General features: G+C 63.6%; 20 protein-coding genes and 2 pseudogenes. 11 read left to right on the top strand and 11 right to left on the bottom strand.

All coding sequences use genetic code 11. From position 1 onward, the window contains the following. The first annotated feature begins 351 nt into the window (after window positions 1-351). Window positions 352-2157 (top strand): ABC transporter ATP-binding protein, encoded by a 1806-nt coding sequence (locus AC0L2V_RS15125; protein WP_236392356.1) that lies wholly within the window; start codon window positions 352-354, stop codon window positions 2155-2157. Between the two features lie 197 nt (window positions 2158-2354). Then, window positions 2355-3728: a glutamate--tRNA ligase gene (gltX, locus tag AC0L2V_RS15120; protein WP_287319591.1), complete on the top strand. Its 1374-nt coding sequence runs from the start codon at window positions 2355-2357 to the stop codon at window positions 3726-3728. Here the strand turns inward: gltX and AC0L2V_RS15115 are convergent. From AC0L2V_RS15115 to AC0L2V_RS15090, 6 genes and pseudogenes are all read right to left on the bottom strand, one after another. After that, window positions 3646-4782, bottom strand: coding sequence for a DUF2865 domain-containing protein (locus AC0L2V_RS15115; protein WP_473508543.1), 1137 nt, complete (start codon window positions 4780-4782; stop codon window positions 3646-3648). The genes gltX and AC0L2V_RS15115 overlap by 83 nt on opposite strands. Window positions 4783-5092: 310 nt before the next feature. Further along, complete coding sequence (locus AC0L2V_RS15110) at window positions 5093-7417, bottom strand: NADP-dependent malic enzyme (protein WP_027155125.1); 2325 nt, start codon at window positions 7415-7417, stop codon at window positions 5093-5095. Between the two features lie 366 nt (window positions 7418-7783). Further along, the gene (locus tag AC0L2V_RS15105; protein WP_023801114.1) at window positions 7784-8158 is read right to left on the bottom strand and encodes a type II toxin-antitoxin system VapC family toxin; all 375 of its coding nucleotides are present in this window, start codon (window positions 8156-8158) and stop codon (window positions 7784-7786) included. Next, window positions 8158-8376, bottom strand: coding sequence for an AbrB/MazE/SpoVT family DNA-binding domain-containing protein (locus tag AC0L2V_RS15100; RefSeq protein WP_268929459.1), 219 nt, complete (start codon window positions 8374-8376; stop codon window positions 8158-8160). Before AC0L2V_RS15100 ends, AC0L2V_RS15105 begins: the two co-directional genes overlap by 1 nt. Window positions 8377-8449: 73 nt before the next feature. After that, window positions 8450-8642: pseudogene (locus AC0L2V_RS15095) on the bottom strand (hypothetical protein); the annotation flags it as partial. A gap of 128 nt (window positions 8643-8770) precedes the next feature. Then, window positions 8771-9655 (bottom strand): LysR substrate-binding domain-containing protein, encoded by an 885-nt coding sequence (locus AC0L2V_RS15090; protein ID WP_473520518.1) that lies wholly within the window; start codon window positions 9653-9655, stop codon window positions 8771-8773. Window positions 9656-9751: 96 nt separating this feature from the next. Here AC0L2V_RS15090 and AC0L2V_RS15085 point away from each other — a divergent pair, with 96 nt between their 5' ends. After that, window positions 9752-10825, top strand: coding sequence for an alpha/beta fold hydrolase (locus tag AC0L2V_RS15085; RefSeq protein WP_473520517.1), 1074 nt, complete (start codon window positions 9752-9754; stop codon window positions 10823-10825). A 195-nt stretch (window positions 10826-11020) separates the two neighbouring features. Here AC0L2V_RS15085 and AC0L2V_RS15080 read toward each other — a convergent pair whose 3' ends face one another. After that, entirely contained in the window at window positions 11021-11968 is a 948-nt protein-coding gene (locus tag AC0L2V_RS15080) for a LysR family transcriptional regulator (protein WP_473520516.1), read from the bottom strand. Between the two features lie 138 nt (window positions 11969-12106). Here AC0L2V_RS15080 and AC0L2V_RS15075 point away from each other — a divergent pair, with 138 nt between their 5' ends. Continuing rightward, window positions 12107-13075, top strand: coding sequence for an MBL fold metallo-hydrolase (locus AC0L2V_RS15075; RefSeq protein WP_473520515.1), 969 nt, complete (start codon window positions 12107-12109; stop codon window positions 13073-13075). A gap of 472 nt (window positions 13076-13547) precedes the next feature. On the opposite strand, the gene AC0L2V_RS15070 is transcribed toward AC0L2V_RS15075, so the two are convergent. Beyond that, a complete protein-coding gene (locus AC0L2V_RS15070) occupies window positions 13548-13958 on the bottom strand; it encodes a DUF1761 domain-containing protein (RefSeq protein WP_473520514.1) in 411 nt (136 codons plus the stop codon). Between the two features lie 71 nt (window positions 13959-14029). On the opposite strand from AC0L2V_RS15070, the gene AC0L2V_RS15065 reads away from it, so the two are divergent. Beyond that, a complete protein-coding gene (locus AC0L2V_RS15065) occupies window positions 14030-14665 on the top strand; it encodes a TetR/AcrR family transcriptional regulator (RefSeq protein WP_473520513.1) in 636 nt (211 codons plus the stop codon). A 131-nt stretch (window positions 14666-14796) separates the two neighbouring features. On the opposite strand, the gene AC0L2V_RS15060 is transcribed toward AC0L2V_RS15065, so the two are convergent. Next, entirely contained in the window at window positions 14797-15576 is a 780-nt protein-coding gene (locus AC0L2V_RS15060) for an SDR family oxidoreductase (RefSeq protein WP_473520512.1), read from the bottom strand. Window positions 15577-15695: 119 nt separating this feature from the next. Here AC0L2V_RS15060 and AC0L2V_RS15055 point away from each other — a divergent pair, with 119 nt between their 5' ends. Together AC0L2V_RS15055 and AC0L2V_RS15050 are read left to right on the top strand one after the other, a co-directional pair. Beyond that, window positions 15696-16526: a UDP-2,3-diacylglucosamine diphosphatase gene (locus AC0L2V_RS15055; protein ID WP_473520511.1), complete on the top strand. Its 831-nt coding sequence runs from the start codon at window positions 15696-15698 to the stop codon at window positions 16524-16526. A gap of 237 nt (window positions 16527-16763) precedes the next feature. Beyond that, on the top strand, window positions 16764-17981 hold the full coding sequence (locus tag AC0L2V_RS15050; protein ID WP_473520510.1) for an MFS transporter: 1218 nt from the start codon (window positions 16764-16766) through the stop codon (window positions 17979-17981). On the opposite strand, the gene dgcA is transcribed toward AC0L2V_RS15050, so the two are convergent. Further along, window positions 17952-18935: an N-acetyl-D-Glu racemase DgcA gene (dgcA, locus tag AC0L2V_RS15045; RefSeq protein ID WP_473520509.1), complete on the bottom strand. Its 984-nt coding sequence runs from the start codon at window positions 18933-18935 to the stop codon at window positions 17952-17954. The two genes, AC0L2V_RS15050 and dgcA, sit on opposite strands and share 30 nt — an antisense overlap. 100 nt (window positions 18936-19035) lie before the next feature. Between dgcA and AC0L2V_RS15040 the strand changes: the two genes are divergently transcribed. The 4 genes and pseudogenes from AC0L2V_RS15040 (at window position 19036) to AC0L2V_RS15025 (ending at window position 23161) form a co-directional block, all read left to right on the top strand. Further along, on the top strand, window positions 19036-20223 hold the full coding sequence (locus AC0L2V_RS15040; protein WP_027155114.1) for an ABC transporter permease: 1188 nt from the start codon (window positions 19036-19038) through the stop codon (window positions 20221-20223). 1 nt (window position 20224) lies between these two features. After that, window positions 20225-21043, top strand: a pseudogene (locus AC0L2V_RS15035) (ABC transporter ATP-binding protein). Between the two features lie 14 nt (window positions 21044-21057). Next, complete coding sequence (locus AC0L2V_RS15030; RefSeq protein WP_473520508.1) at window positions 21058-22431, top strand: MlaD family protein; 1374 nt, start codon at window positions 21058-21060, stop codon at window positions 22429-22431. Between the two features lie 46 nt (window positions 22432-22477). Beyond that, a complete protein-coding gene (locus AC0L2V_RS15025; protein ID WP_473520507.1) occupies window positions 22478-23161 on the top strand; it encodes an ABC-type transport auxiliary lipoprotein family protein in 684 nt (227 codons plus the stop codon). A gap of 327 nt (window positions 23162-23488) precedes the next feature. On the opposite strand, the gene AC0L2V_RS15020 is transcribed toward AC0L2V_RS15025, so the two are convergent. Continuing rightward, window positions 23489-26845: coiled-coil domain-containing protein (locus AC0L2V_RS15020; protein ID WP_473520506.1), on the bottom strand; the 3357-nt coding region annotated here is incomplete at its 5' end.

Genomic DNA, 26845 nt, shown 5'->3' with positions numbered 1-26845 from the left:
ATCGCCTCACCAGTTGGACCAGATGCGCTTTCGGCAACCTGCTGGCTTGGCGCGGCGTTGACGCGTCTCTATAAAGGCGTCTCCGCGATCCCCTTGCGGGAGGACCGAATGCCAGGATTTGACATCGTTATGCGAGGCCGCGAAGCTTAGGTTTCAGAGGGCGCCGGAAGGTTTTCACCTTCATGGCCAGGCAATCTGACAACAGGCATTCGTCGATGCCGGTCGCCGCCCGTATTCGGGCGAGCCGCCAATATGCCGAACCTTCCGCATTCCCGGGCTCTCACGCGCCCAACGCGGTTTTCTCAATTTCGACCTTACCGGGACCGGGCTCGTTTGCGCCCGAATGACATCATGGCTCGTTTTCAGATCGATTTGCGCGCCGGCGCCTTTCGCAGCGTCCTTGGCTTCACGCTCAGTCATTGGCGGCGCCAGCCGTGGCGGCTTTCGCTCATCATGGGCACATTCCTGCTGTCGACCTTGGCCGACGTGCTGACGCCGCTCTATTCCGGCCGGCTGGTCGACGCCGTCGCCAGCAGTGCTGCGGCCGACGATGTCGCCTGGGACGCGGCGATGGCGGCCTTTTCGATGCTGGTGGCGCTGGCGCTCACCGGTGTCGTGCTGCGCAACCTCGCCTTCATGGCCATCGTCGAATTGACCCTGAAGATGATGGCGGATATCGCCGCCGACGCCTTCCACCGGGTCCAGCGTTTCTCCACCGACTGGCACGCCAACAGCTTCGCCGGATCGACCGTGCGCAAGATAACCCGCGGCATGTGGGCGCTCGACCTGCTCAACGACACGATCCTGATCGCGCTGCTGCCGTCCGTCGTCATGCTCGTCGGCTCGACGCTGCTGCTCGGCTGGTTCTGGCCGCTGATGGGTGCTGTCGTCGCCGCAGGCTCGGTGCTGTTCATCGCGGTGACGGCGCTGCTGTCGCTTGGCTATGTCGCGCCCGCGGCAAGGCTTGCCAATGCATGGGACACGCGCCTTGGCGGCTCTCTGGCCGATGCGGTGAGCTGCAACGCCGTGGTCAAGGGCTTTGGCGCCGAGGAACGCGAGGAAACACGCCTCGCCAAGGTCGTCGCCAGATGGCGCGCCCGCACGCGCCGCACCTGGGTGCGCGGCACCATCAACGGCACCACGCAAGGATCGATGCTGCTGCTTCTGCGAACAGCGGTGATCGGTTTCTCGCTGCTTTTGTGGTCGTGGGGGCAGGCGAGCGCCGGCGATGTCACCTTCGTGCTGACCTCGTTCTTCGTGCTGCAAGGCTATTTGCGCGATATCGGCACGCATATCCGCAATCTGCAGCGCTCGATCAACGACATGGAGGAACTGGTCGACTTCCAGTTCGAGCCGCTCGGCATCGAGGATGTGCCCGGCGCCAGGCCGATCCGCATCACCGACGGCCGCATCAGCTTCGACAACGTCACCTTCCATTATGGCAGCCACCGACTGCCGCTGTATCGCGACTTTTCGGTGGACATCGCGCCGGGCGAGCGCGTCGGGCTGGTCGGCCATTCGGGTTCGGGCAAGACGACCTTCGTCAAGCTGATCCAGCGGCTTTACGACGTGAACGCGGGAACGATCCTGATCGACGGCCAGGATATTTCCGGGGTGGCGCAGGCGTCGCTGCGCGGGCAGATCGCTATCGTCCAGCAGGAGCCGATCCTGTTCCACCGGTCGCTGGCCGAAAACATCGCTTATGCCCGGCCGAGCGCGACGCAGGCCGAGATCGAGCATGCCGCACGGCTGGCAAGCGCGCACGACTTCATCGTCGATCTGCCGAAAGGCTATGGCACGCTGGTCGGCGAGCGCGGCGTGAAATTGTCGGGCGGCGAGCGCCAGCGGGTGGCGATCGCGCGGGCTTTCCTTGCCGACGCGCGGATCCTCATCCTGGATGAGGCGACGTCGAGCCTCGATTCGGAATCGGAGGTGCTGATCCAGCAGGCGATGGAGCGGTTGATGGTCGGCCGCACGACGCTGGTCATCGCGCACCGGCTTTCGACGGTGCGAGCGCTCGACAGGCTCCTGGTGTTCGATCGCGGCCGCATTGTCGAGGAGGGCTCGCATGATCAACTGATCCGGCTGCAAGGCGGCATCTACCGCCGGCTGTTCGAGCGCCAGGCGCTCGAATTGACCAAGGGGCTGGCGATCTGACGACTTGCAGCGCCGCGCGCGTCCAACAACTTTGAATCTGCGGATAGTGCTTTCCGCAAATCGGTTCCGATTTTCGGGCCGATGCGCTAAAACGCGCGTCGCTGCCGCCTTTTCATCGCCTTCGTCATGTCTTATGTCTGCGGCCAAGCGCGGGGGCGTGTCTTGTCAACAGCAAAACCATCCGGTACGCCCCATTCATGACAGTTACCGTCCGTTTCGCCCCATCACCCACCGGCCGCATTCATATCGGCAATGCCCGCACTGCGCTGTTCAACTGGCTGTTCGCCATGAACAACAAGGGCCGCTTCATCCAGCGCTTCGACGACACCGACGTCGCGCGCTCGACGCAGGAATTCTCCGACGCCATCCTCTACGACCTGCATTGGCTGGGCATCTTTCCCGACGCCACGGAATACCAGTCACGGCGCTTCGAGTTTTACGATGCGGCGGTGGAGAAATTGAAGGCGGCGCGCCTTCTCTATGCTTGCTACGAAACACCGGAAGAGCTCGATCTCAGGCGAAAGGTGCGCCGCACGCGCGGCCTGCCGCCGGTCTACGGCCGCGAGGCGCTGACGCTGACGGCTGAGCAGGTCGCCGAATACCAGGCCGACGGCCGCCGGCCGCATTGGCGCTTTCTGCTGCCTAATTTCACCAGCGATCCGCTGCAGCCGGAGCGCACCGAAATCCACTGGAACGATCTGGTGCGCGGCGAGGAAACCGTCGACCTAGCCTCGCTTTCCGACCCGGTTCTGATGCGCGAGGACGGCACCTATCTCTATACTCTCCCTTCGGTGGTCGACGACATCGAGATGGGGATCAGCCATGTCATCCGCGGCGACGACCACGTCACCAATACCGGCGTGCAGTTGGCCTTGTTCCAGGCGCTGGGTGCCGAGCCGCCGGTGTTTGGCCACCACAATCTTTTGACCACCGCGTCGGGCGAGGGCCTGTCGAAGCGGAGCGGCGGGCTGTCCATCGAAAGCCTGCGCGAGACCGGCATCGAGCCGATGGCGGTCGCCTCGCTGGCGGTGCTCGTCGGCACCTCGGAAAACGTCGTCGCGGTGCAGACGATGGCTGAGCTTGCCGAGCGCTTCGATCCGGCGGCGACATCGAAATCCCCGGCCAAATTCGATCCGGACGAGCTTTTCGTGCTCAATCGCACGCTGCTGCACCATATGCCGTTTTCCGAGGCGCGCGACCGGCTGATCGTGCTCGGCATTTCCGGCGAACAGGCGGAGCCGTTCTGGCTGGCGGTGCGCGGCAATCTCGACAGGCTGGCCGATGCAGCAATCTGGTGGCGCACACTTCGCGACGGCCCGCAGGAGCAGCCGGACTTTTCCGACCCCGACCGCGAGTTCCTTCGCCAGGCCTTCGACCTTTTGCCGGAAGACCCCTGGAACGGGTCGGTCTGGAAGGAGTGGACCGGCAGGATCAGGGAAGCAACCGGCCGCAAGGGCAAAGCGCTGTTCACGCCGCTCAGGCTGGCGCTTACGGGCCAGCCCTCGGGGCCGGAGCTTGCAGATCTGTTGCCGCTGCTGGGTCGGGAAGGAACGTTGGCCCGACGACCCTGACCTTGCGCTGTTCCGGCGGCGGCAAGGTCGTCGGCGAGGGTTTTGCGGCGGGGCGCTCGATGGCTTCGCGATCGAGCCGGCCTTCGACATTGGCCAAACTCTCGGGGTCGGCGGGGGCAGCCTGTTTCGGGCTTGGCGGGTTGCCGGCAATGATCTCGAAATTTCGCGCGGCGTTGCAGCCGCAGGCCGGCGGACGCGCGGGCTGCTTGTAGAGATAGGCGGTCGGCAGTTCGCTGTATGGCCTGCCGGTTACCGAAGACGTCATGCCACCCGAGTCGTCGCCGAAGCCGCGCGCATAAAACACCTGCATCTCGGTGCCGGGGCAACTCGAATCGCAGTTCTTCTGGTCGCGCTCGAAATCGCCCAGCGAGGCGGCGTTCGACATCGGGAAGAAATAGCCGTCGCAGGTGCGCACGCACATGGTGCGGAACTCGCCGTGCGGCTGGCCCATGTCGTCGGCATTATCGAGCATGGTGCGGATGTCGCGCGGACCCACGGCTTGATCGGGCTCTTCAGGCCGGTCGGACGCGCCGGGTCCAATTGCGTCGCTGCCCAAAAGCTGGTCGAGCAAGTTTTTCTCGCCGGTTCCACGGCTGGCGTCGCGGCCCGGTGCCGGCTTTGGCGGCGCCGCATCATCGCGGCAGCCATTGGCGTCGAGCGAAGCCAATATGCGTGCGCGATTGCGGTGCGAGCCGTCGCCGGCGAGTTCAGCGCGCGTGGCTTGCAAGCCGTCGAGATTGGCTGCCATGCGATCGATGGTGGCGTCGAGTGTGGCGCATGCGTTGGCGTTGCGGCGCGACGGCGAAAAGCCGCAGCCGGCGCGGCTGGATTGGCTGACGGCCTTTGAAATCTGCTGGCGCTGCCGCACGATTGCATCGTCATATTTCCTGAGCAGGGCTGGCTTGGTGCCGCCACCGCGCGAAGCGGCCGCGAGATCGGCTTCCAGCTGCCGGCAAACACCGGAGGCGGCCTGCAGTTCGGTGGCGGCAAAGCCTGACAATGCCAGGGCACCGAGCAGTGCTGCGGCGCGCGTCAGCTTCCACCCTCCGCCCATACGGAACTCCGCTTGCCTCGTCCGTTGCGAAGGTTACCGCGTCCGCGGTTAACTGTTTATTTAGCTTACCCGTCAAATTGGGTTTTGTTGGGCGTGACCAATGCAACGTCGGCGCCGCCCCGCATCTGCCTGCCGGCATCATCTCCCCGGATAGTGACGGGGAGAAGGGGGCTGGCCGCAACCTCGGCACACTTTTTGCAACGCTGGAGATTGGCGAAATCGTTTGCGAAGGCGTCTTTCTCCCCGTCACTATACGGGGAGAAATGCCCGGCAGGGCAATGAGGGGCAGCGCAGACCTGAAGCGATTGCCTTAGCCCAGAGTTACGACCGCCTGCGCCTTGTGGGCCGCTTCGACCACCGCGAGCGCCGTCATGTTGACGACGCCGCGCGATGTCACCGACGGCGTCAATATATGCGCCGGCCTGTCGGTGCCGAGCAGGATCGGGCCGACATGCAGCGCGTCCATCATCGCGCGCAGCGCAGTGAGCGTGATGTTGGCCGAATCGAGATTGGGGAAGACCAGCAGATTGGCTTCGCCCTTCAGCCGCGAATGCGGATAGACCCGCTGGCGCAGCGGCTCCGACAGAGCCGAGTCGGCATGCATCTCGCCGTCGCATTGCAGGTCCGGCGCGATGCGCGCCAGGATCGCCGCTGCCTGCCGCATCTTGAGCGCACTTGGCGAATCGCGCGAGCCGAAATCCGAATGCGACAGCAGGGCGGCCTTGGGCTCGATGCCGAAGCGCTGGATTTCTTCGGCCGCCAGCACCGTCATCTCGGCGATCTCCTCGGCGGTCGGATCGACGGTGACATGGGTGTCGGTGAGGAAAATGATTCCGCGCTGCGAGATCAGCATGGAAAGCGTCGACAGGTCGTGATCCTTGATGCCGGCGCGCGGGCCGATGATCAGGGTGACATTGCGCAAATGCCGCTCAAACCGTCCTTCCAGGCCGCAGACCATGGCGTCGGCGTCGCCACGCTTGAGGGCCAGTGCGGCGATCACCGTGTTGTCGGTGCGCACCATGGTGCGCGCGGCCTCCGTCGTGACGCCACGCCGGCCGGCGAGCTCGATCAAAAGGTCGACATAGTGGCGATAACGCGGATCGTCCTCGGGATTGATCAGGCCGAAATCGACGCCCGGCTTGATGCGCAGCCCGTAGCGTTTCAGCCTGACTTCGATGACATGCGGGCGGCCGATCAGGATCGGCTCGGCGATGCCTTCCTCCAGCACCACCTGGGCGGCGCGCAGCACGCGTTCGTCCTCGCCGTCGGCATAGATGACGCGCTTGGCGCTCGACGTCTTGGCCATCGTGAACACCGGCTTCATGACCAGGCCGGAGCGGAAGACGAAGCGGTTGAGCGTGTCGATATAGGCGGCAAAGTCGGTGATCGGCCGTGTCGCGACGCCGGTGTCGCAGGCGGCCTTGGCCACCGCCGGCGCGATGCGCAGGATCAGTCTGGGATCGAACGGCGAGGGGATCAGGAAATCGGGCCCGAAGATCGGCGTTTCGCCGGAATAGGCGCGGGCGGCGACGTCAGACGGTTCCTCGCGGGCAAGGGCTGCGATCGCCCGCACCGCAGCCATCTTCATCTCTTCGTTGATGGCGCTGGCGCCGCAGTCCAGGGCGCCACGGAAAATGTAAGGAAAGCAGAGTACGTTGTTGACCTGGTTGGGAAAATCAGAACGGCCAGTGCAGATCATCGCGTCGGGTCGCGCCGCCCGCGCCGCTTCCGGCATGATCTCGGGGTTGGGGTTGGCCAAGGCCAGGATCAGTGGTTTTGGCGCCATGTGCTGGAGCAATTCCGGTTTCAGCACGCCGGCGGCCGAAAGGCCCAGGAACACGTCGGCGCCCGGCAGCACATCGGCCAGCGTGCGCGCCTCGGTGTCCTTCACATAGGGGTCCTTCCAGCGGTCCATTTCGTCGACGCGGCCCTTGTAGGCGACGCCGAAACGGTCGGTGACCCAGATGTTTTCGATGCGCGCGCCGAGCAAAACCAGCAAGTTGAGGCAGGCGAGTGCCGCTGCCCCGGCGCCAGAGGTGACGATCTTGATGTCGGAGATCGTCTTGCCGGCAAATTCCAGCCCGTTGAGCACGGCGGCGGCGACGATGATCGCGGTGCCGTGCTGGTCGTCGTGGAAGACCGGTATGGCCATGCGCGCCTTCAGCCGTTCCTCGACCTCAAAGCATTCGGGCGCCTTGATGTCCTCGAGGTTGATGCCGCCGAAGGTCGGCTCCAGCGCCGAGATCGTCTCGACCATCCGCTCGATGTCAGGCGCGTCGATCTCGATGTCGAAGACGTCGATGCCGGCGAATTTCTTGAACAGCACCGCCTTGCCTTCCATCACCGGCTTGGAGGCCAGCGGGCCGATATTGCCCAAGCCGAGCACCGCCGTACCGTTGGAGACGACACCAACCAGATTGGCGCGCGCCGTGTAGTCGGCGGCGGCTGCCGGATTGTCGCGGATTTCCAGACAGGGCGCCGCGACGCCCGGCGAATAGGCAAGCGCCAGATCGCGCTGGTTGCCGAGCGGTTTTGTTGCCTGGATTTCAAGCTTTCCAGGGCGTGGATGCTTGTGGAAATAAAGTGCGGCTTCGTCGAGGTCCGACCGGGCTGCTTTTTTGTTTTCGCCTTGCATGCCGGCCGCTCCTCAGTCCGTTTGCTGTTTTGAGTCTCTTAGCATGCAGCCGAGGCTTTTCGAGAGGTGATATGTCGCAAAGTGCGGCCTTTGGCTTCGCATCGCCGGTCCGGCCTGTGTGGTCTGCCATTGAATGTTGGGATGACGGGCGGGGTGCTGTGACGAGCTACGCCGACATCCCAGTTTGAATGTCTGCAATGGGTGGAAAACGACCTTCACGCGCGAGCCGCATCGAATACGAGCGCGCTTCTGTTCGCTTGGGCAAAGGAGAAAATTCTACGTCTTGACCGACGTGCCGAGTTTTCACACGCCCTCGGTCGTGAACTGCCGGAGCCGACATCACCCCGCGGCCCAACAATGTCAGCGCTAGATCTTTTCGATGAGGGTGACGACTGGCAGGCTCTCGAAATGCTTGTCGCAAGTCAGGAGCGTCGCGTCATGCGCCCGAGCGGTCGCGAAAATGATCGCATCTGCGGTCGCCAATTTGTGCTTCCGGCAGGCTTCGGCGGCCGCTAGGGCGATTTCCGTGTCAAGCGGGACCACCGTACAGACCTGCGTAAAGGCGATGGTCTGATCGGCTTTGTCTTCGCCTACTTCGCGAGTGAGCCATTTTGCGAGTTCCAACTGCACAATGGTCGGAACGAGCCAGTCGGCTCGCTCGGGCAGATGCTCTGCCACCTGCTCTCCAGTCGGAGAGCCTATCAGCCATTCGATCCAAGCCGAGGTATCGACGAGCACCATCAGAAACGGTCCGACCGGTCGCGATATTCCGTCGCCGAAGCGCCCTTCGCCAGCCCCTTCAGCGCTTCCCGCTTCGGCACAGGGACGAGTAGCACGCCCGTTCCCTTCGGGATGAAGGCCAAGGTCAAACCCGCTTCCCAATGCTGGGCGGTCCGGATCGCCTTGGGGATCGATATCTGGAACTTCGAGGACAGGGTTGCAGTCTCCGGCATTATCATACCCTCACTTGATCGATGCGCCAAACGTAAGACGCAATGAGGGCCAATGCAAGGAACTTACGGCAGCCGTCTAGTCTCGGATTTCGAGACAGGGCACCGCCACGCCGGGCGAATAGGCGAGCGCCAGGTCGCGCTGGTTGCCGAGCGGCTTTGGCCTGGATTTCAAGCTTTCCAGGGCGTGGATGCTTGTGGAAATAAAGTGCGGCTGCGTCGAGGTTTAGCATGCAGCGCAGGTTTTTCACGATGCCAAATGACGCAGCCGCCATTAGGGGGAAGGATCGTGGAAAACCATACCATGTCAGATTGTCTGCGCTGAAATCCTCACCTGCTTGTCGCGGCCGGCGCGGATGTCATCGAGCGCGTCGCGCGGCCGGGCGTGTCCAGTCGCGGGCGGTCAACTCACGTCTGAACGAGCCTCAAGCAGTTTCCAGACGCTATCGACAATCGCCGGCCGTGGCCGCCGTTTCGCGATCACGGCAAGTGGCCAGGCGGGCAGCGATACGTCTGCGATCGCTGCATAGCGGACGCCCTGAAACACAAGGCGCTGGGTCGATCGTGGCAGCAGCGCCGCTCCAAAGCCGGCGGCTACGAGCGAGAGCATGGTCAGTGCCCGCGCTGCCTCCTGGACGATCCGCACCTCGAGACCGGCCTTGGTGAACGTGTCCATGATGCGGGCGTGGAGTGCCGGGCCTTGTGCAGCCGGAAACATGATGAGGCCGTGGCGGGCGATGTCCATCAGCGTCACCCCGTGCGTGTGCCGGTCATCAGGCAGAACCGCGATAAGATCTTCAGCAGGATAGCCATGGACGTCGAGACGTTCGTCAGTACCGAGCGGTGGATGCACGAAACCGATGTCGATCTCATTCCGCGACAGCGCCGCAATCTGCTCATTGGTGGACACCTCGATGAGCTTTGGATGGATGTCCGGATATGTCTCGCGAAGCCGGGATAGGAGATGCGGCAGATGTTCGTACAGAGCCGCCGACACGAAGCCGATCCTGATCTCGCCAGCTTCGCCGTCATGCGCTGCGCGGGCGACGTGAAGCGCCGCATCGGCGTGCAGTACCGATGCCCGCGCCTCCTCCACGAAGGCCGCGCCGGCGCGCGTCAAGGTCAGGCGGCGGTTGGCCCGCTCGAACAGTTTGACGCCGAGTTCTTTCTCCAGGCGACCGATCGATTGACTAAGCGGAGGCTGCGCCATGGCCAGCCGCAGCGCGGCACGCCCCATATGCAATTCCTCCGCAACGGCGAGGAAATGTCGCAAGTGCCGAAGTTCCATATCTTGACGATATCAAACGCGCTCAAATACGTCATCGATAAGATATCGAATAGCTGGCAATCTTTGCGAAACGCGATTGCGATCGGAGATATCATCATGTCCCATTTCACCGCCTTTCCCCTTGTGCTCGCCGCAGCCATGATGGCTGCGGCTCCAGTCCCGGCAGGCGAGCCGGATCTCGTCAGGGCCGACAGGTTCGTCGAACTGCCGACGGGCGAGCGCCTCTTCGTCCGGGAGGTGCGCCGTCCTGGCGCAGCGTCCGAACCCAAGTCCGCCGTCCTCCTCATCCATGGCGCACGCGTGCCCGGCGTCGCGTCCTTCGATCTGCCTGTTGCGGGCGGATCGCTTGCCGCCGACCTCGCGGCGGACGGGCACCTTGTCTATGTCCTGGATATTCGCGGCTACGGCGCATCGAGCCGTCCTGCGGCCATGGACAGGCCGCCGGACAAGTCCGCTCCCCTGATGCGCACCGAAGACGTCGTGGCGGATATTTCCGCAGCGGTCGACGGCATCGCGAAATGGAGCGACGTTTCGAGGATCAGGCTCGTCGGCTGGGCCACCGGCGGGCATTGGGCCGGCGCCTATGCCAGCCGGTTTCCGCAGACGGTTGATCGGCTCGTCCTCTACAACACCCTGTATGGAGGCTCAGACCAGCATCCCACTCTTGGCACCGGCTCGCCGCTCGAAAATCCGGATCGGCCTGGGACGTTCAATGTGCATGCGTTCGGCGGTTATCGGCTGAATACACGTCCGAGCCTGTTCACCGCCTGGGACGACAGCATCCCGGTCGCGGACAAGGCTCGGTGGCGCGATCCCGCGGTGGCCGCGGCCTATGGTGATGCGGCACTCGCCTCCGACGAGACGGCGTCGACGCGCCAGCCGCCGAGTTTCCGGTCACCGAGCGGCGCCATGGCCGACAGCTTCGAACTCGCTTTCGATCGCCGGCAATGGTCGGCGGCGGCGCTCACCATGCCGGTGCTCGTCATCCGTTCCGGACGGGATTTCTGGAGCCGACCGGAGGATGCGAAGGCAATTGTGGACGAAGCACCAAAAGCGGAACGCCTGAACATCCCGGACGCTACCCACTTCGTGCATCTCGATCGCGACGCGGCAGGGCGCGGTGTGTTCCTCGGCGCCGTGAAGCGGTTTCTCGATCGGCAGGAGGAATGACCATGAAGGGCAGTTCATGTGTCCTGCGGGAGCAGCAGCCGCAACGGTGTCAGGTCGACCGCCTCCAGGCTTTTGCGGCTACCGTCCACCCGACAGCTACTCACTGCGCGGTTGCGGGGGCTACGCCTATCTCCGCCGCGCCACATCTCGACTCCCCCGTCTCCGCCATTTCCCTGCACGTACAAACGTCAGACTTCACTGGGCCGGCGCCGTTTCCTTGGATGTACATGCTTTTTTGTCATCGATGAACGCACCCATCGCGGCGAGGTGGTCGGCGAAGCCGGCAACGAACCGCCTAACCTTCAACGGAATGAAGCGGTTCGATGGATAGACCGCATGCACATGGTGCGGCGCATAGTGCCAGTCCGGCAGCACATGTTCGAGCAAGCCTTCGGCGATGAGCGGATCGAGTGTCACCCTGTGCCCGAGGCCGATGCCGACGCCGGACAGCAACGCCTGATGATTGAGCAGCGAATTGTCGGAGCGCATGGCCGGCCGGATTCGCACCTCGGCCTTTTCGCCGCCCGGGCCGGTGAGCGGCACGACATCGCGCTTCCTGATGTGGGCGTAAAGCAGATAATCATGGTCGGCGAGATCTTCCGGGCGTCGCGGCCGGCCCCTGCGGTCGAGATACTCTGGCGTCGCCGCGAGGCAGCGCCCGATCACGCCGAGCTTGCGCACGATCAGCCGGTCGTCATCGATGGTCCCCATACGGATCGCCACGTCGAGCCCCTCTGCGATCACATCGACGAAACTGTCGGTCAGCGCCACATCGAGCAACAGTTCCGGATAGGCGCGCTTGAACTCGATCAGATAGCTGCCAAGCACGCCGGCGCCGAAGCTGGCCGGCGCGCCGACGGCAAGACGTCCGCACATCTTCGATTCGAGGCAGCCGACGCTGCGGTCCGCCTCCTCGAGGCGCTCAATGATGTCGCGGGCGCGCTCCAGATAACGCCGGCCGGCTTCCGTCGGCGAAACATGGCGGGTCGTACGGTCAAAGAGCCGGACGCCTAGACGCGTTTCCAGTGCACGGATCTGCTGGCTGACGGCCGGCTGGCTCAAGCCCAACTCGCGCGCTGCCGCCGAGAAGCTGGCGGTATCGCAGGCGCGTACGAAGCTGGTCAGCTCGGTCAAGCGGTCCATGATGGCAACTCTCCGTCGTGATTAATAAACAAGAGTAATAAGACATATAAGGAATTGGCAAGTTCAAAAAGCTGAACCTATGGCATAGACCCGCCTTGCTCCGCCTGGAGCTCTAGATCCCCAACTGAAGACGATGCAATGCCGCTTTCCCGCCGTCATTTTCTCGCCGGTGCCGGCCTAACCGGCGGCACTCTCCTAGCCAATGTCTCCGTTCCGGCGGTGGCCCGCGCGCCGCTGGTCGACGCCGCAACGCTTGGCGCGCTGCGCCGCAACGTGGGATCGGTCCAGGTTACGGCGCTACTAGATGGCTATATCGACCTTGGTTCCGAGCTGGTCATCGGGCTCGCTGAGGCCGATGCGGAGCGGCTGGCTGAGGCCAGCTTCCAGAAGCCCGGACCGCGCCGCGCACCGGTCAATGCCTATCTTATCAATCTGGGCGACCGTCTGGTGCTCGTCGACGCCGGTACGTCGGACAGCATGGGCCCGTCACTCGGCCGACTTCCGGCCGCTATCGAGGCGGCCGGCGTCTCTCCGGACCAGATCGATACATTGCTGATTACCCACATGCATCCCGACCATATCAACGGCGTTCTGACTCCCGCCGGCCAGGCGCTGTTTCCCAATGCCGAGCTCGTCGTCACCGCCGCCGATTACGCTTTCTGGCATGACGACGCGAACATGAACCAGGCGCCGGATGGGGCAAGGCCGTTCTTCATCGGCGCCCGCCAGGCCGCCGCCGCCTATGCGAACCGCGTGCGGCAGGTGGGTGGCGAGGGCGAGGCGGTCGGCGCGATTCGCACCGTGCCGCTGCCCGGCCACACTCCGGGCCATGCCGGCTTCATCGTGGAATCGGACGGCGAGGCGCTGTTCATCTGGGGCGATGTCGTGCACATGGCGACCTACCAGTTCGCGCGCCCGGACTGGAGCATCGCCTTCGATGTCGATTCCAAGCTGGCTACCGAAACGCGCAAGCGGACGCTCGACCGGGTCGCTGCTGACCGGATGCTGATCGCCGGCATGCATTTGCCGTTCCCCGGCATCGGCCATGTGGCGCGCGATGGCGACGCCTATCGCTTCGTGCCGGACGAATGGCCCTATGCACTGTAGCGGCGGCCGGCGCAGGATGGGGCCATCATAGCCCCGCTGCTCAACACCACACCCGGCCCCTCGCCAGCGCAGCCGATGTCTTTGAGACTTTCGGACGATAAATCGGCTCCTTATGGTCAGATCGAGGTGTTCGTCCACATCGCTCATTTTGCTTACCTAGCCTCTCATCAAGCCTAGAAAACCGGCGGACAGCAACAGCCACACGTCATCCATAAAGTGCCAATGCCAGCGCTTGGAATTTTTCGTTAGAATCGCGACACGGCCGTAAACCCGCTCGTCACCTTTTAGCGCTGCCCCGCACATGGTCGAATATTCCATCTGATATTTGGCCGCTTCGGGTCATGAGCGCTGGTTGCGTTCAAAGTCCGGTTTCGGGAAGGAAAATCGGTTCCGGAAGGTCGCCTTTGGATCAACTTGCGCCGCAGTGCGAGCAAATCCGGATGCCTGGAACAGGTCGACAACAGCGCCTTTGTTACCGTAACACGGTCAGGATCACACCCATTGCCACCATGCTGACCAAGCGATAGCCGGCATTGATCGCATAATAGCGCAGAGGCCGGTGCTCATAGGTCACCGAATGCAGCAGCGTGACAGCGACGAAGCCGAGCCAGAGCAAGAAAGTGCAGAGGACGGTCGAGACGATCGTCAGCGCGCCCCAGGCTTGAAGTACCTGATCGAGGATAAACGCCATGACCGCAAACGAGGCAAGGTCGACCGCAATCGCCCGCCGCAGGCCGGCGGCGAATTTCACGCCGTCGACGCCCGACATCTCGGCCCACGGTCGGATGAAGAGCAGCGGCGAATACCAAAGCCCAGCGACGACCCAGGCTGCGAGTACCGCAGTTCCGATCCCCCAGAGGTTTATCGGCACAAACTCGATCATGCTGCTCCTCCTTCCAGCCTACTGATTCAATGATCTGGCGGTTATATTGGGTATAGCTTACTATATCCAATATGAATGACAATTCAAAGACCCGCAGGCGCTACGACGCACGGTTGCGGTCGGAGCGCGCTTCCGGCACGCGCCAACGCATTCTCGATGTGGCGAAAGAGCTTTTTACTGCGCGCGGAGTGGAAAAGGTCACGATTAATGACATCTCATCAGCCGCCGGTGTTTCGGCACCGACCGTCTATGCCCTGTTCCAGTCGAAGATCGGCATTCTAAGAGCCGTGGTCGAGCGTTCCTTCTTCGGCCCGCGCTATGCGGAGATAGCTAAGCAGGTCGAGAACGCGAGAGACCCCGAGGAAATTCTGCGTATTACTGCCTCGATCTCTCGGGTCATCCTTGATGCTGAACGCGAGGAGATCGGCCTTATGCGAGGCGTCTCGGCCCTGTCTCCCGAGCTGAAGGCGATCGAGACGGAGTTGGAGACCGTCCGCTTCAAACTCCAGGAAGCGCGTGCCAACCTTCTCGTCGCATCCGTCACTGTCGCGCGCCAACTCGGCTTGGCCCGCGTGCGCGACATCCTATGGATGTATACCGGCCGCGACGTATATCGCATGCTCGTGTTGGAGCGGGGTTGGTCTTCGGACGAATATGAAAGCTGGCTCGCCGAGACGCTGATCAAAACGCTGATGGGGCGAGACTAGTCGCACTCTCATCAGAGCGTGGAGGCGGATCAGGGGCGGCCGCAGCAAGCCTCGGGATCCGTCGTGAAAGACGGTCGGAAAAACATCCTTTTCTCGCCGCTCCCAGCCGCTATCAACCTTGGATTCTGCCACTAAAACGCGCTGACGTAGAGGCCGCCATCGACCGGTATGTTCTGCCCGGTCAGGTAGCCGGCATGAACCGAGCACAGGAAGGCGCAGATCTGGCCGAATTCCTCCGGCGTGCCGAGCCGCTTGGCCGGAACGTTGACTGCTGCCTGGGCCTTGCGTGCGGCGGCGGCAGCCGGATCTTCCGGGGTGCCGGCTTCCTGCGGGGGACGCAGCCGGTCGGTGTCGAGCTTGCCCGGCAGCATGTTGTTGATCGTCACATTGCGGTCGATCACCGTCCGCGCGACGCCGGCCAGGAACGAAGTCAGGCCGGCGCGCGCGCCGGACGACAGATCGAGGCCTGGAATGGGAACATAGACCGACAGCGAGGTGATGTTGACGATGCGGCCGAAGCCGCGCTCGGCCATGCCGTCGATCACAGCCTGAACAAGCTCGACCGGGGTCACCATGTTCTGGGTGACGCCTTCGAGGATCTTTTCGCGGTCGAGCTCGCGGAAATCGCGAAGCGGCGGTCCGCCATTGTTGTTGACGAGGATATCGGGATCGGGACAGGCGGCAAGCAGCGCCTTCTGCACCTCGAGCTTCGATACGTCGCCGACGATCTCGGTCACCTCAACGCCAAATCTTTCGCGCAGTTCGGCGGCGGTCTTGGCCAGTTGGTCGGCGTTGCGCCCGTTGACGACGAGGTCGCAGCCGGCTTCGGCCAGCGCCATGGCGCAACCGCGCCCAAGACCCTTGCTCGAAGCACAGACGATGGCCCTTTTTCCGCGAATACCGAGATCCATGGCGATTTCTCCTCTGATTGGGGTCGCAACCTACTCTTGGGGCTGGACCAATCGCAACCGTCATACGGTTGTTGCATGAATCGAGGCATAGCCTGTTCGGAAGCAACGGTGAGAATCCAATGCCTGGCGCAGAGCCCCGCACATTCCGCAGCATGTTCATCTCCGACGTCCATCTCGGATCGAAGGCGGCGAAGGCCGAGTTCCTGATCGATTTCCTGCGCCATCACGACGCCGATATCATCTATCTCGTCGGCGACATCGTCGACGGCTGGCGGCTGAGACGGAACTGGCACTGGCCGCAAAGCCACAATGACGTCGTCCAGAAATTGCTGCGCAAGGCGCGCAAGGGCGCCAGTATCACCTACATCGCCGGCAATCACGACGAATTCGCGCGCCAGTTCCAGGGCGTGCATTTCGGCGGCATCGTCGTCGCCGACCGCGTCGTCCACGAGACCGCCAACGGCAAACGCTTTCTCGTCATCCATGGCGACCAGTTCGACACCGTCGTCCACAATGCGCGCTGGCTGGCCTATCTCGGCGACTACGCCTATGACGCGGCAATGCTGGTCAACCGCGTGGTGACGCGGCTTCGCCAACTGCTTGGCCTGCCATACTGGTCGTTTTCGTCCTGGGCCAAGGTCAACGTCAAGAAGGCGGTGAATTTCATCGGCTCGTTCCAGACCATGCTGACCGAGGAAGCGCGCCGCTCGCATGTCGACGGCGTGATCTGCGGCCACATTCACCATGCCGCGATCGAAAATTATGAGGACGTGCAGTACATCAACACCGGCGACTGGGTGGAGAGCTGCACCGCGGTGGTCGAGCATTTCGACGGCCAGATGGAGATCCTGCACTGGGCGCATGTCCTGCCGGAGGTTCCGGTCGGCGGCGAAGTGCTGGTGCCGATCGACATCGTCGCCATCAAGGGCAGGGCAGTCCAGGCTGCCTGACGCGATGATGCGTTCATGCATGTCGCGCAAAAGCATGCCCTCGGGCCTGACACGAGGCTGTGCAGCGGTTTTGCGATAACGACATGCATAAACAAGAACCTAAAGCGCGTCGCATGAGGCCGGTCAAACGCGACGCGCTTTAGCGCAGCGGTTTCATCGCTTTTTTCGCCATGTTATGGGATCGGCTTGCGTTGTTTGGCCGGCCGGTCGAATGCTGCGCCGACGGATTGCCTGTTGATGTCCTCCCTGCCGCCGCTTTCACCCGAACAACTCGTCAAGCCGCGTCAGTTCGAGCTGCGCATGGGCCTGATCTTCTTCACGCTTTTCGTGCCGCTCGGGATACATTTGCCGTACTTTCCGCTGTGGCTACAGGCAAATGGTTTTGATGCCGAGCAGATAGCGATCATTCTCGCGGCACCGATGTTCCTGCGCGTGGTGACGACGCCATTGCTTACGGCACTGGCCGACAGGGCGAGCGACCGCGCCCATGTCTATGTCGCGCTGACGGCCGCATCGTTGGCGCTGTCCGCCGGTTATTTCCTGACGCCGAGCTATGCCATGGTGCTGGCCGTTTCGCTGGCGCTCACTGTCGCCTGGACGCCGCATTCGCCGATCGCCGATTCGCTGGCGCTGTCGGGGGTGCGCCGCTTCGGCTCGAATTATGCCAACATGCGCAAATGGGGATCGATCTCCTATCTGTGCGCAAATCTTGCCGGCGGTTTTATCCTGTCGGCGACCGGCGCCCAGGCAGTTCCGGTGATCATTTTCGTGGCGTTTGGCGCCGCACTTGTCGTCGCACTGATCGCGCCGCGGCTCGGCCGTCCCCGCCGTGCCTCGCCGCTTTCGGCTGCCGACATCCAGCAGTCGGCGCCAAAACTCCTCAACGGCTATTTCCTGTATTTCTCCGTCGGCGTCGGCGTCATCACCGCCAGCCACGCGTTTTTCTACGGCTTCGTCTCGATCTACTGGAAATCGGTCGGCATCGGCGATTCTGTTGTCGGGCTGCTTTGGGGTTGGGGTGTCCTGGCCGAGATCGGCATGTTCATGATCTTTACTCGGGTTTTCGGTTCCTTCTCGGTCGTATCGATCATGGTGATGGCGGGAATAGGCGCGATCGTGCGCTGGATTGCCTTTCCCTTGATCTGGCCGCTTGGCCTTGGCGTAGGCGGGTTCTTCGCAGTCCAGACGCTGCACGCGGTTTCGGTGGCGCTGGTGCTGATCGGCCTGCAGAAAATGATCGGCGAGACGGTCGCGGAGGAGCGCACCGGGGCCGCGCAAGGCATCGCCTATTTCTCCAACGGCTTTTTCACCGCTGTGGTGACGCTCCTGTGCGGCCCGCTTTACGACCGCCTCGGCGTCGACGGCTTTTTTGCCATGATCCCGATCGCCCTGGTCGGCCTTGTGCTGATCGGGCTTGCGGCGCGTTCAGCCCCACAGCGCCGGATCGGGCGGTGACACCAGCGAACCTTGGTAGACAAGGCCAGGCGCACGGTCGCGGGCCAGCAGCAGCGGACCGTCGAGATCGACGAAATCGGCATCCTGGGCCAACAGCACGGCCGGCGCCATGGCCAGTGACGTGCCGACCATGCAACCGACCATGACGCCAAAACCCAGTTCGCGGGCGCGATCGCGAAGGACGAGGGCAGCGGTCAAGCCGCCCGACTTGTCGAGCTTGATGTTGACCGTATCGTAAAGGCCGACCAGTGAGGCAAGGTTTTTGGCCTCATGCAGGCTTTCATCGGCGCAGATCGGCACCGGATGGGCGATGTGGCGAAGGATGCCGTCACGGCCCGCCGGCAGCGGCTGTTCGATCAGCGCGATGTCGTGCTCGGCGGCAAAGGCCAGGTTTGCAACGATGTTGCCGTCGCTCCAGCCCTCATTGGCGTCCAGGATGATGCGGCTCGCCGGTGCCGCCTCCCTGACCGCGCGGATGCGGGCCATGTCGTTGTCGCCGCCGATCTTGACCTTGAGAAGCGGGCGCAGGGCATTGGCGCGGGCCTGGGCTGCCATGGCTTCGGGCTCGCCGAGCGACAGCGTGTAAGCCGTTTCGAGCGCCCTCGGCGGCGCCGTGCAGATGCTGGAAGCCACCGGCTTGCCTGCGATCTTCGCCTCCAGGTCCCATAGCGCGCAGTCGACGGCGTTGCGCGCCGCGCCGGCCGGCATGACGTCGAGCAGCGCGGCCCGGCTGACGCCGCCCGCAATCTGCTCCCGCATCGCCTCGATCGCATCGCGCACACCCTCGATGGTTTCGCCATAGCGTTTGTAGGGGACGCATTCGCCGCGCCCGTTCTGGCCGTCCTCGCGGATCGTCACTGTGACGACCTCGGCTTCGGTTTTCGAACCGCGCGAGATGGTGAAGGTCCCGGCGATAGGAAAGCGCTCGGACTCGACCGAAATGACACGCGCCATATTTTTCTGCTCCGGCTGTGCGACAACAAGCTTGTCGGCAAATCGACAGGTGGGTTCTGTCAGGTTAAACAGATCGGCCCGCCAGGCTAAACAGGACGCCATGTTGACGATCCGCAAACGCGACGCAAGCGGCACGACCGCCAAGGAGGCCGACCACCAGCCGCGCGTTGTGGTCGGCGAGGACGGCGGCGTCCTCGGCTGCGCTTTCTCCGGGACCTGGACGACACGCACCGTGGCGCTCGTCGATGCCGAGATGCGCAAGATCGAGCAACGCAGCGGCTTTCAGACATTGGCGCTCGACCTCTCGCATATCGAGAAGATGGACACCGCCGGGGCTTGGGTGATCGACCGTCTGGTTAGCGCCTTCGAAAAGCAGGGTGTGAAAATCACGATGCAGGGGCAAAGCGAGGTTGCCTCGATCCTGCTCGGCGCCGTCGGCGACGCCGTTCGACGCGAACCTGATTCCGGCATCGTTGGGCCGCCGAACATCGTCATTCGCGCGCTCGAGGCGGTTGGCCGCCGCGTCTATGAGATGCGTGACGATTTCCTGGCCGCGATGAACATACTGGGCGCCACGATACGCGGCGCGCAGATGAAGCTTGGCCGCGGCCATGCGGTCAATCCGGCGGCGATCTTCAACCAGATGGACCGCATGGGCGTCGGCGCCATCCCGGTGGTTGTGCTGATGTCGGCCATCGTCGGGGCGATCGTCGCCCAGCAAGGCGCCTATCAGCTCAGCTATTTCGGCGCCGATATCTTCGTCGTCGACCTTGTCGGCGTGCTGATCCTGCGCGAGCTCGGCGTGCTGATGACTGCGATCATGATCGCCGGCCGTTCGGGCAGCGCCATCACGGCTGAAATCGGCTCGATGAAAATGCGCGAGGAGGTCGACGCGCTGAAGGTCATCGGGCTCAATCCGATCGGCGTTCTGGTGTTTCCGCGGCTGGTCGCGCTGGTGATCGCACTGCCTTGCCTGACGATCATTGCCAATTTCGCCGCACTCGGCGGCGGCATACTGGCGGCATGGCTCTACTCCGACATCGCACCGGCCGCCTTCATCGACCGGCTGCGCGTTGCCATCGATCTCAGCACCATCTTTGCCGGGCTGATCAAGGCGCCGTTCATGGCCATGATCATCGGCACGATCGCCTCGGTCGAAGGCATGAAGGTCGGCGGCAGCGCCGAATCGCTCGGGCAGCACGTGACTGCTTCGGTGGTGAAGTCGATCTTCGTGGTGATTATCCTCGACGGGCTTTTCGCCATGTTCTACGCAGCGATCGAGTTCTGACATGGCGCTGCTTGGCACAAAGCCGACCACGACTACGCAAAGGGCCGACGAGGACGAGATCGTGCTTTCTGTGCACGACGTCACCGTCTCCTTCGGCGACAAGGTCATTCTCGACAAATTGTCGCTCCATATCCGGCGGGGCTAATTTCTCGGGTGCGGCGGCGCCCCGGGCGCCGGCAAGTCGGTTCTGCTGCGCACCATTCTCGGCCTGGTGCACAAGCAGTCGGGAACGATCAAGCTGTTCGGCGTCGATGTCGAAAAGGCGAGCGAGAGGGAGCGCCTTCGCATCGACATGCGCCTTGGCGTCCTCTTTCAGCACGGCGCGCTGTTTTCGGCGCTCACGGTGCTCGAAAACGTGCAGGTGCCGATGCGCGAATATCTCGATCTGCCGAAAAAGCTGATGGACGAGTTGGCGATGCTCAAGGTCGAACTGGTCGGGTTGCCGCCGGATGCGGCGCAGAAATTCCCGTCCGAGCTTTCCGGCGGCATGATCAAGCGTGCGGCGCTGGCGCGCGCGCTGGCGCTCGACCCCGAGATCGTGTTCCTGGACGAGCCGACATCCGGCCTCGATCCGATCAGCGCGGCTGAGTTCGACGAACTGGTCGTCAAGCTGCGCGATACCATGGATCTGACCGTATACATGGTCACGCACGATCTCGACACGCTGTTCACCGCTTGTGATCGGGTGGCCGTGCTCGGCAACAAGAAAGTGCTGGTCGAAGGCACGATCGACGACATGCTTAAGAGCGAGGAACCCTGGGTGAAATCCTATTTTCGCGGAAAACGTGCGCGGCAACTTGATCTTGCGGCCCGCGCGTAGCCATAAGTGGATAAATGGAAACCAGAGCCAACTACGTCATTGTCGGCATTTTCACGCTAGCCGCGATCCTGGCGGCATTCGCGTTCGTCTATTGGACGGCCGCGATCGGCGACAGGGGTGAGACGGCGATGCTGCGGGTGCGCATTCCGGGATCGGCTTCCGGCCTCGGCCGCGGCAGTTTCGTGCTGTTCAACGGCGTCAGGGTCGGGGATGTCAGGCGCGTCTATATCGACCCCGCTAATCCGAACGACGCCATAGCCGAAGCCGAAGTAGGCCGCACGACGCCGATCACCAAATCGACGCAGGCCGATATCGGGATCGTCAGCCTCGCCGGCCAAGCGAGTATCGAGCTCAGGGGCGCTGACCCCAAGGAGGTCAACCTTCTCGACCAGGCGGAGCAGGAGGGCCGCGTCGCCGAGATCGTCGCCAACCCGTCGGCGGTCACCAACCTGTTGCAGACGGCGCAGAACATCTTCACCCGCGCCGATACGGTTCTCTCCCAGCTCGAAGGCTTCACCAGCGACGTTCGCGGGCCGCTGACGCAGACCGTCAACAATGTGCAGACCTTCTCCGATGCGCTGGCCAAGAACTCTGACGGCATCGACAAATTCCTCGCCAGCGTCAGTTCGCTGTCGGAGGAACTGAGGGGCGTCTCGGGCAAGCTTGACGGCACGCTGAAGGCGGCGGAAGGGCTGCTCAACGCCGTCGACAAGGATCAGATCAAGAGTATTGTCGCCAACGTCGATACGGTGACCGAGAACCTGAAGGAAACCAGCAAGCAGTTCGATACAGTCGTCAGGAATGTCGACACCGCGGTGGGGTCGATCAACGATTTCGCCCAAAGGACGCAAGGCACGCTGGCCAAGGTCGACGGCGTTCTCGACGGCATCGATCCGGCACAGGTCCGCACCGCGCTGGCCAACATCCAGAAGGCCAGCGAAAACGCCAACGAGGCTGCCGCAGACATCGCCAAGGTGACCAACAAATTCGCCAACCGGGCCGACGATATCGACCAGACGATCAAGGACGCGCAGCAGCTCGCGGAGCGCCTCAACGACGCTTCGGTGCGTGTCGACGGCATTCTCGTCAAGGTCGATACATTGCTCGGCTCAGGCCAGGCCGACGGCATGATAGCCGATGCCAGGAACACGCTGAAATCGTTCAAGCAGGTTGCCGACACGCTGAACGCCCGCCTCGGCACCATCACCAACAATCTGGCGCGATTCTCCGGCCAGGGCCTGCAGGACGTCGAAGCGCTGGTCCAGGACAGCCGTCGTTCGATCAACCGCATCGAAGAGGCGGTGACGGATCTCAGCCGCAATCCGCAGCGAATCCTGTCAGGCGGCGAAGGCGAGGTTCGGCAATTCGATGGCAGGGCGCGGCGTTGACTTCGGCTTTCGCCGGCCCCAAGAACGGCAGGCAAGTACGCTGCGGATGCGATTTGCTCATTCGATTCGGGGACAACGGGGATCGCGTGTGAAGTCGGTCGTGCTTAAATTGGGCGTGCTTAGATTGGGCGAGGTCAAAGCGGGCGGGCCCACTGCGGGTGTGGCATTGCTTGCGCTTTCGCTGGCCGGCTGCGCGTTTTTGCCGGGCGGCGGGCCGACGCCCCTGGACACATTCGAACTGTCGGCGCCGTCGCTCGATGCGCGCGGCCGCGGCCGCCAACAGATCCTCATCGCCCAGCCTTCCGCGCTCAAGGCGCTGGACAGCCAGAACATCGTCATCAAGCCGTCGGTGCGCTCGATCCAGTACCTCAAGGGAGCGCAATGGGCCGACCGGCTGCCGCTGATCGTGCAGGCGCGGCTAGCCGAGACATTCCAGCGCTCGGGCAGTTTCGCCGGCGTCGGAAAGCCGGGCGAGGGCCTGGCGATCGACTATCAGGTGATCGTCGAGGTTCGTTCCTTCGAAGTCCGCGTCGACGGCGGCCAACATGCCGAGGTCGAGCTGTTCGTGCGGATATTGAACGACCGCAATGGCGAGGTGCGTGCCTCCAAGAGCTTCAACGCGACCGCGCCCGTCTCGGGCAGCGGCAACCAGGCCTATGTCGACGCGCTCGACAGGGCGTTCGGCGATGCCGCCAAGGACATCGTCCGCTGGACCGATGCGGTGATCTGACCTCAGCCGGGCACTCAATTGTCGCAGTCGGGGCCCCCCCCGGGGGCGCGCCGCCGGCGGTGACGGGGGGGAAATGTACTACGCCGCGCTTGGCCTAAAATGGGGTGGTTGCCGGCGTTTTGGGTTTGGGTTTGGTGTGATGCAGTCACGCGGCCCCCGGGGGGGGGCGCCGAGGGGGGGAAGCCCCCCCCCGCGGGCCATTCTTGGGCGGGGGGGGGGGGGGGCGGGGCCCCCCCCCCCACGCCGGTAACGGTGTGAAATTCAAATCCGAAGCGATTGCCCTAAAAGGCGGAGTTTCCCGCCTTTTTCTGTTCGCTTATCGTCTGATCAATGCAGGCGGCCACTGGCGTGGGCAAGCATCGTATAGACCTTGCCGGTGTCCGAGGTCAGGTAGGTCTGCGCCATCATGTTGTCGCGGTCGTTGCGCGAGACGTCCTTGAGCAGCTTTTCGAAGTCATCGCAGTAACGGTCGACGGCGGCGCGGAATTCCGCCTCCATCTGATATTTGCGGCGGATCTCGTCGAACGTCTGCTGTCCCTTCAGCGTGTAGAGACGTCGGGTAAACACGTCACGCTCGCCGCTCCGGTAGCGGTTCCACAGTTCGATCGAGGCGTCGTGATCGATGGCGCGGGCGATGTCGACGGAAAGCGAGTTGAGCGACTCCACGACATGAAGCGGCGAGCGCTGGGCAGGGGCTGCCGAGCGTGGCGCTTCCGAAGGTGCCGCGGGCTTGGCGGCCTCTTCGCGCGATGCCCCGGTCAGGAGATCGCGCACCCAGCCGCCCTGCGGCGCGCGGCCATTCGGGTCGCGCTGGCGCGGCGCCGTCTCCGGCGGCCGTTCCAGGTCGCCGCGCAGTGCGGTGTCACCCGACGGCGCCTGCGGGGCAAGAGGTTCCGGGGCCGGAGGCCGGCGCAGCGGCTCAGTCGCGCGCTGGGCAGGCGCCTGTTGTGCCGGGCGCAGGTTGCGCGGCTCCGAGGAGTCGGTGCTGCGGCCAGATTTCGCAACGATATCAGAGAGTTCCTTTAGGGCGTTGATCTGCTCGGAAACGGCACGGCGGATGGCCGTGGTCGATTCCTTTGCCTCTTCCGGCATCTCGATGACACCCTTCTTGAGCTCGGCGCGGGTAAGGTCGAGCTCGCTCTTGATCGAGCTGGCGGTGCGTCGCATCTCCTCGGTCGCGTCGGCAAAGCGCTTGGTTGCCGAATCGACGACGTCGGCAATGGAGGTACGGATCTTGTCCGCCGACTCCAGCGTCTTGCCTTCGGCGTTCTGCAACGTCTGGCCGACCAGACCCTCGAACGAGCGCATGACTTTTTCGAGATCCTCCGACTTCTTGACCAGGCCGACGGCGAGGTCCTCCAGCGACGACTGCCTTTCCAGCGTGTGTTCGAGGTTGCTCTGGGCCGAACTCAACAGGTCCGAAGCACTCGACAGCAATCGGCTGTGCTCGTCGAACTTGGTGGCGATCGAGGCAACCTCGCGCAAGGTCGAGGACGACAGCTCGGTAAGCCGTGTCGTATTCGAATCGACCAGACGCGCCGAGCTGGCGAAAGTCTGCGCGGCTTTTTCCGTTGTCGCCGCAAAGCTTTGCGTGCTGCCGGTCAGGCGTTCGTCGACCTGGCCGAGATTGGCCGCCGCCTGTTCGATCAGCTGGCCGAGCTGTGCGCTCGAGGTGCTCATGCGGCCGATGAGGTCGGCGACGCTGTCGGCGAGCGTCGAGCGCGCCCCTTCGACGGCCGACAATGTTTCGGCCGTGCGGCTGGCGAGCGCGTCGACCAAGGCGGCGTTTTCGCTGCGCAGCTTCTCGGTGGCGCGTTCGGTCACCTCTTCCATGCTCTTTTGCAGTTCCGAGCCGCCGTGGGCGAAGCGCTCGACCAGGGGCCGAGCCGTTTCATCGAGGATTTTCGAGATCTCGGCCGAACGTGCCGCAAGCATGGTGTTGAGTTCGCGGGTGTTGGTGCCGATGGTCTTGGCGGCGTCGTTGGTGCTCTGGCCGATATGCTGGCCGACCGCAGTGAAGGTTTCGGCGATCGAGTTGGCGCGCGAAATGAGCTGCGCCTCAGCGGTCGAAACCTGCTCGTTGAGCTTCTGGCCTATCGTTTCGGTGGTGTTGACCAGACGGTTTTCGACGCCGGCAACCTGTTCCTCGACGCGAGCCGCCGCGGCCGCCGCGCTGGAGGCCAGGCGCTCGTCGGCGCCGGCGAGCGCCTGCTCGATCTCACGGGCGTGGACGGCCAGGTCCTGCCCGGTCTGCTTTGCACGTTCGGCAACCCGCTGCTCGGTGCTGGCGAAGGCCCCGACGATGTTGTCGGCATGTTCTCCGATCGTCGACGTGCTGTCGGCGATACGCGACACCAGGCGGTGATCCGCCTCATCGAAGATGCGGCCGATCTCGGACGCGCGGGCCGACAGCGCTTCCGAACCTTCCGCGATGCGCGAGATCAGCTGCTGGTCGGCGGCATCGAAAATGCGGCCGAGGTCCGATGCGCGCGTTGCGAGCGCTTCGGCCGATTCGCCGATGCGCACGCTGAGCCGTTCGTCGGCGCCTTCGAAATTGCGCAGGATGTCGCCGGCGCGTTCCGCCAGCGACTGCGCCGTTTCGACCGCGCGGGCAACCAGCTTCTGGTCCGCCGCATCGAATGTACCGGCGATCTCGCTGGCACGGGCAGCCAGCTGGTCGGCCGTCTCCTGGGCGCGCGCCAGCAACGAGTTCGAGGTGTCGTCGACGCGGGCCATGATTGCGCTCGATGCACCCTCCGCCCGGGCAACGAGCGCGCTTGACGTGTCTTCGGCACGTGCGGCGAGGCGGCGATCCGCTTCCTCGAAGGTGCGTGCGATATCCTCCGCCCTGGCGAGCAGGGCAGCAGAGGTCTGCTCCGCCCGTTCGGCGATCTTGCGATCGGCGTCACTGAAAGCCGCGCCTGCCTGCTCATGCAGTGCGCTGGTGACTTCCATGACCTTTTCGCGCAGCGCTCCGGCAACGAAGACGGCGCTCTTTTCGAGCACGTTGCGGACGTTGTCGACGCCGGTCGACAGCGCGCGCTCCATGGTCCCGGCACGCTCCTCGATGATGCCGGTCTGGCGGCTGAACGCCTGCTCGATCTTTTCGACGTCGGCGGCAATGGCGTCCGAGATGTCGGTGCTCCTGGCGGCGATCTGGTCGATATGGCCGGACAGGGAACGGTCGACTTCCTTGCGCGTGTCGGCGAGCTTGGAGAGGTCGTCCTCCAGCGCACGGGTCAGCGCGTCGCGGCCTTCGGTCAGCTTGCCGACGTGCCCGGCGATGATGTCGTCTATGTCGCTGCGGCTCGCTGCAATTTTCTGCAGGTCTGCTTCCAGCGCACGTCTGAGGATGTCGCGGCCTTCGGCCAGCTTCTCGACCTGGCCGGAAACCAGCCCGTCGATGCTCGACCGGCTTTCCGCCAGCTTGGCGAGATCGTCCTCGAGCGCCTTGGACAGGATCGAGCGGTCCTGGATGAGCTTCTCGGCGTGGCTGTTCACAAGACCGTTGACGCTGCCGAGGTCGGCCTCCAGCGCCCGCGCAAACTCTGCGCGATTGTCGGTCAGCTGCTGAGACTGGTCGGCGACGACACCCTTGATGGTGTTGAGGTCTGCTTCCAGCGCACGTCTGAGGATGTCGCGGCCTTCGGCCAGCTTCTCGACCTGGCCGGAAACCAGCCCGTC

It is taken from the genome of Mesorhizobium sp. WSM4814, assembly GCF_055811595.1.
This window is presented reverse-complemented; position numbering and strand designations above follow the sequence as displayed.

Bases quoted from the DNA above. Each gene is read 5' to 3' on its own strand.
- AC0L2V_RS15125 (WP_236392356.1), top strand. From the start codon at position 352: ATGGCTCGTTTTCAGATCGATTTGCGCGCCGGCGCCTTTCGCAGCGTC.
- gltX (WP_287319591.1), top strand. From the start codon at position 2,355: ATGACAGTTACCGTCCGTTTCGCCCCATCACCCACCGGCCGCATTCAT.
- AC0L2V_RS15115 (WP_473508543.1), bottom strand. From the start codon at position 4,782: ATGGGCGGAGGGTGGAAGCTGACGCGCGCCGCAGCACTGCTCGGTGCC.
- AC0L2V_RS15110 (WP_027155125.1), bottom strand. From the start codon at position 7,417: ATGCAAGGCGAAAACAAAAAAGCAGCCCGGTCGGACCTCGACGAAGCC.
- AC0L2V_RS15105 (WP_023801114.1), bottom strand. From the start codon at position 8,158: ATGGTGCTCGTCGATACCTCGGCTTGGATCGAATGGCTGATAGGCTCT.
- AC0L2V_RS15100 (WP_268929459.1), bottom strand. From the start codon at position 8,376: ATGATAATGCCGGAGACTGCAACCCTGTCCTCGAAGTTCCAGATATCG.
- AC0L2V_RS15090 (WP_473520518.1), bottom strand. From the start codon at position 9,655: ATGGAACTTCGGCACTTGCGACATTTCCTCGCCGTTGCGGAGGAATTG.
- AC0L2V_RS15085 (WP_473520517.1), top strand. From the start codon at position 9,752: ATGTCCCATTTCACCGCCTTTCCCCTTGTGCTCGCCGCAGCCATGATG.
- AC0L2V_RS15080 (WP_473520516.1), bottom strand. From the start codon at position 11,968: ATGGACCGCTTGACCGAGCTGACCAGCTTCGTACGCGCCTGCGATACC.
- AC0L2V_RS15075 (WP_473520515.1), top strand. From the start codon at position 12,107: ATGCCGCTTTCCCGCCGTCATTTTCTCGCCGGTGCCGGCCTAACCGGC.
- AC0L2V_RS15070 (WP_473520514.1), bottom strand. From the start codon at position 13,958: ATGATCGAGTTTGTGCCGATAAACCTCTGGGGGATCGGAACTGCGGTA.
- AC0L2V_RS15065 (WP_473520513.1), top strand. From the start codon at position 14,030: ATGAATGACAATTCAAAGACCCGCAGGCGCTACGACGCACGGTTGCGG.
- AC0L2V_RS15060 (WP_473520512.1), bottom strand. From the start codon at position 15,576: ATGGATCTCGGTATTCGCGGAAAAAGGGCCATCGTCTGTGCTTCGAGC.
- AC0L2V_RS15055 (WP_473520511.1), top strand. From the start codon at position 15,696: ATGCCTGGCGCAGAGCCCCGCACATTCCGCAGCATGTTCATCTCCGAC.
- AC0L2V_RS15050 (WP_473520510.1), top strand. From the start codon at position 16,764: ATGTCCTCCCTGCCGCCGCTTTCACCCGAACAACTCGTCAAGCCGCGT.
- dgcA (WP_473520509.1), bottom strand. From the start codon at position 18,935: ATGGCGCGTGTCATTTCGGTCGAGTCCGAGCGCTTTCCTATCGCCGGG.
- AC0L2V_RS15040 (WP_027155114.1), top strand. From the start codon at position 19,036: ATGTTGACGATCCGCAAACGCGACGCAAGCGGCACGACCGCCAAGGAG.
- AC0L2V_RS15030 (WP_473520508.1), top strand. From the start codon at position 21,058: ATGGAAACCAGAGCCAACTACGTCATTGTCGGCATTTTCACGCTAGCC.
- AC0L2V_RS15025 (WP_473520507.1), top strand. From the start codon at position 22,478: ATGCGATTTGCTCATTCGATTCGGGGACAACGGGGATCGCGTGTGAAG.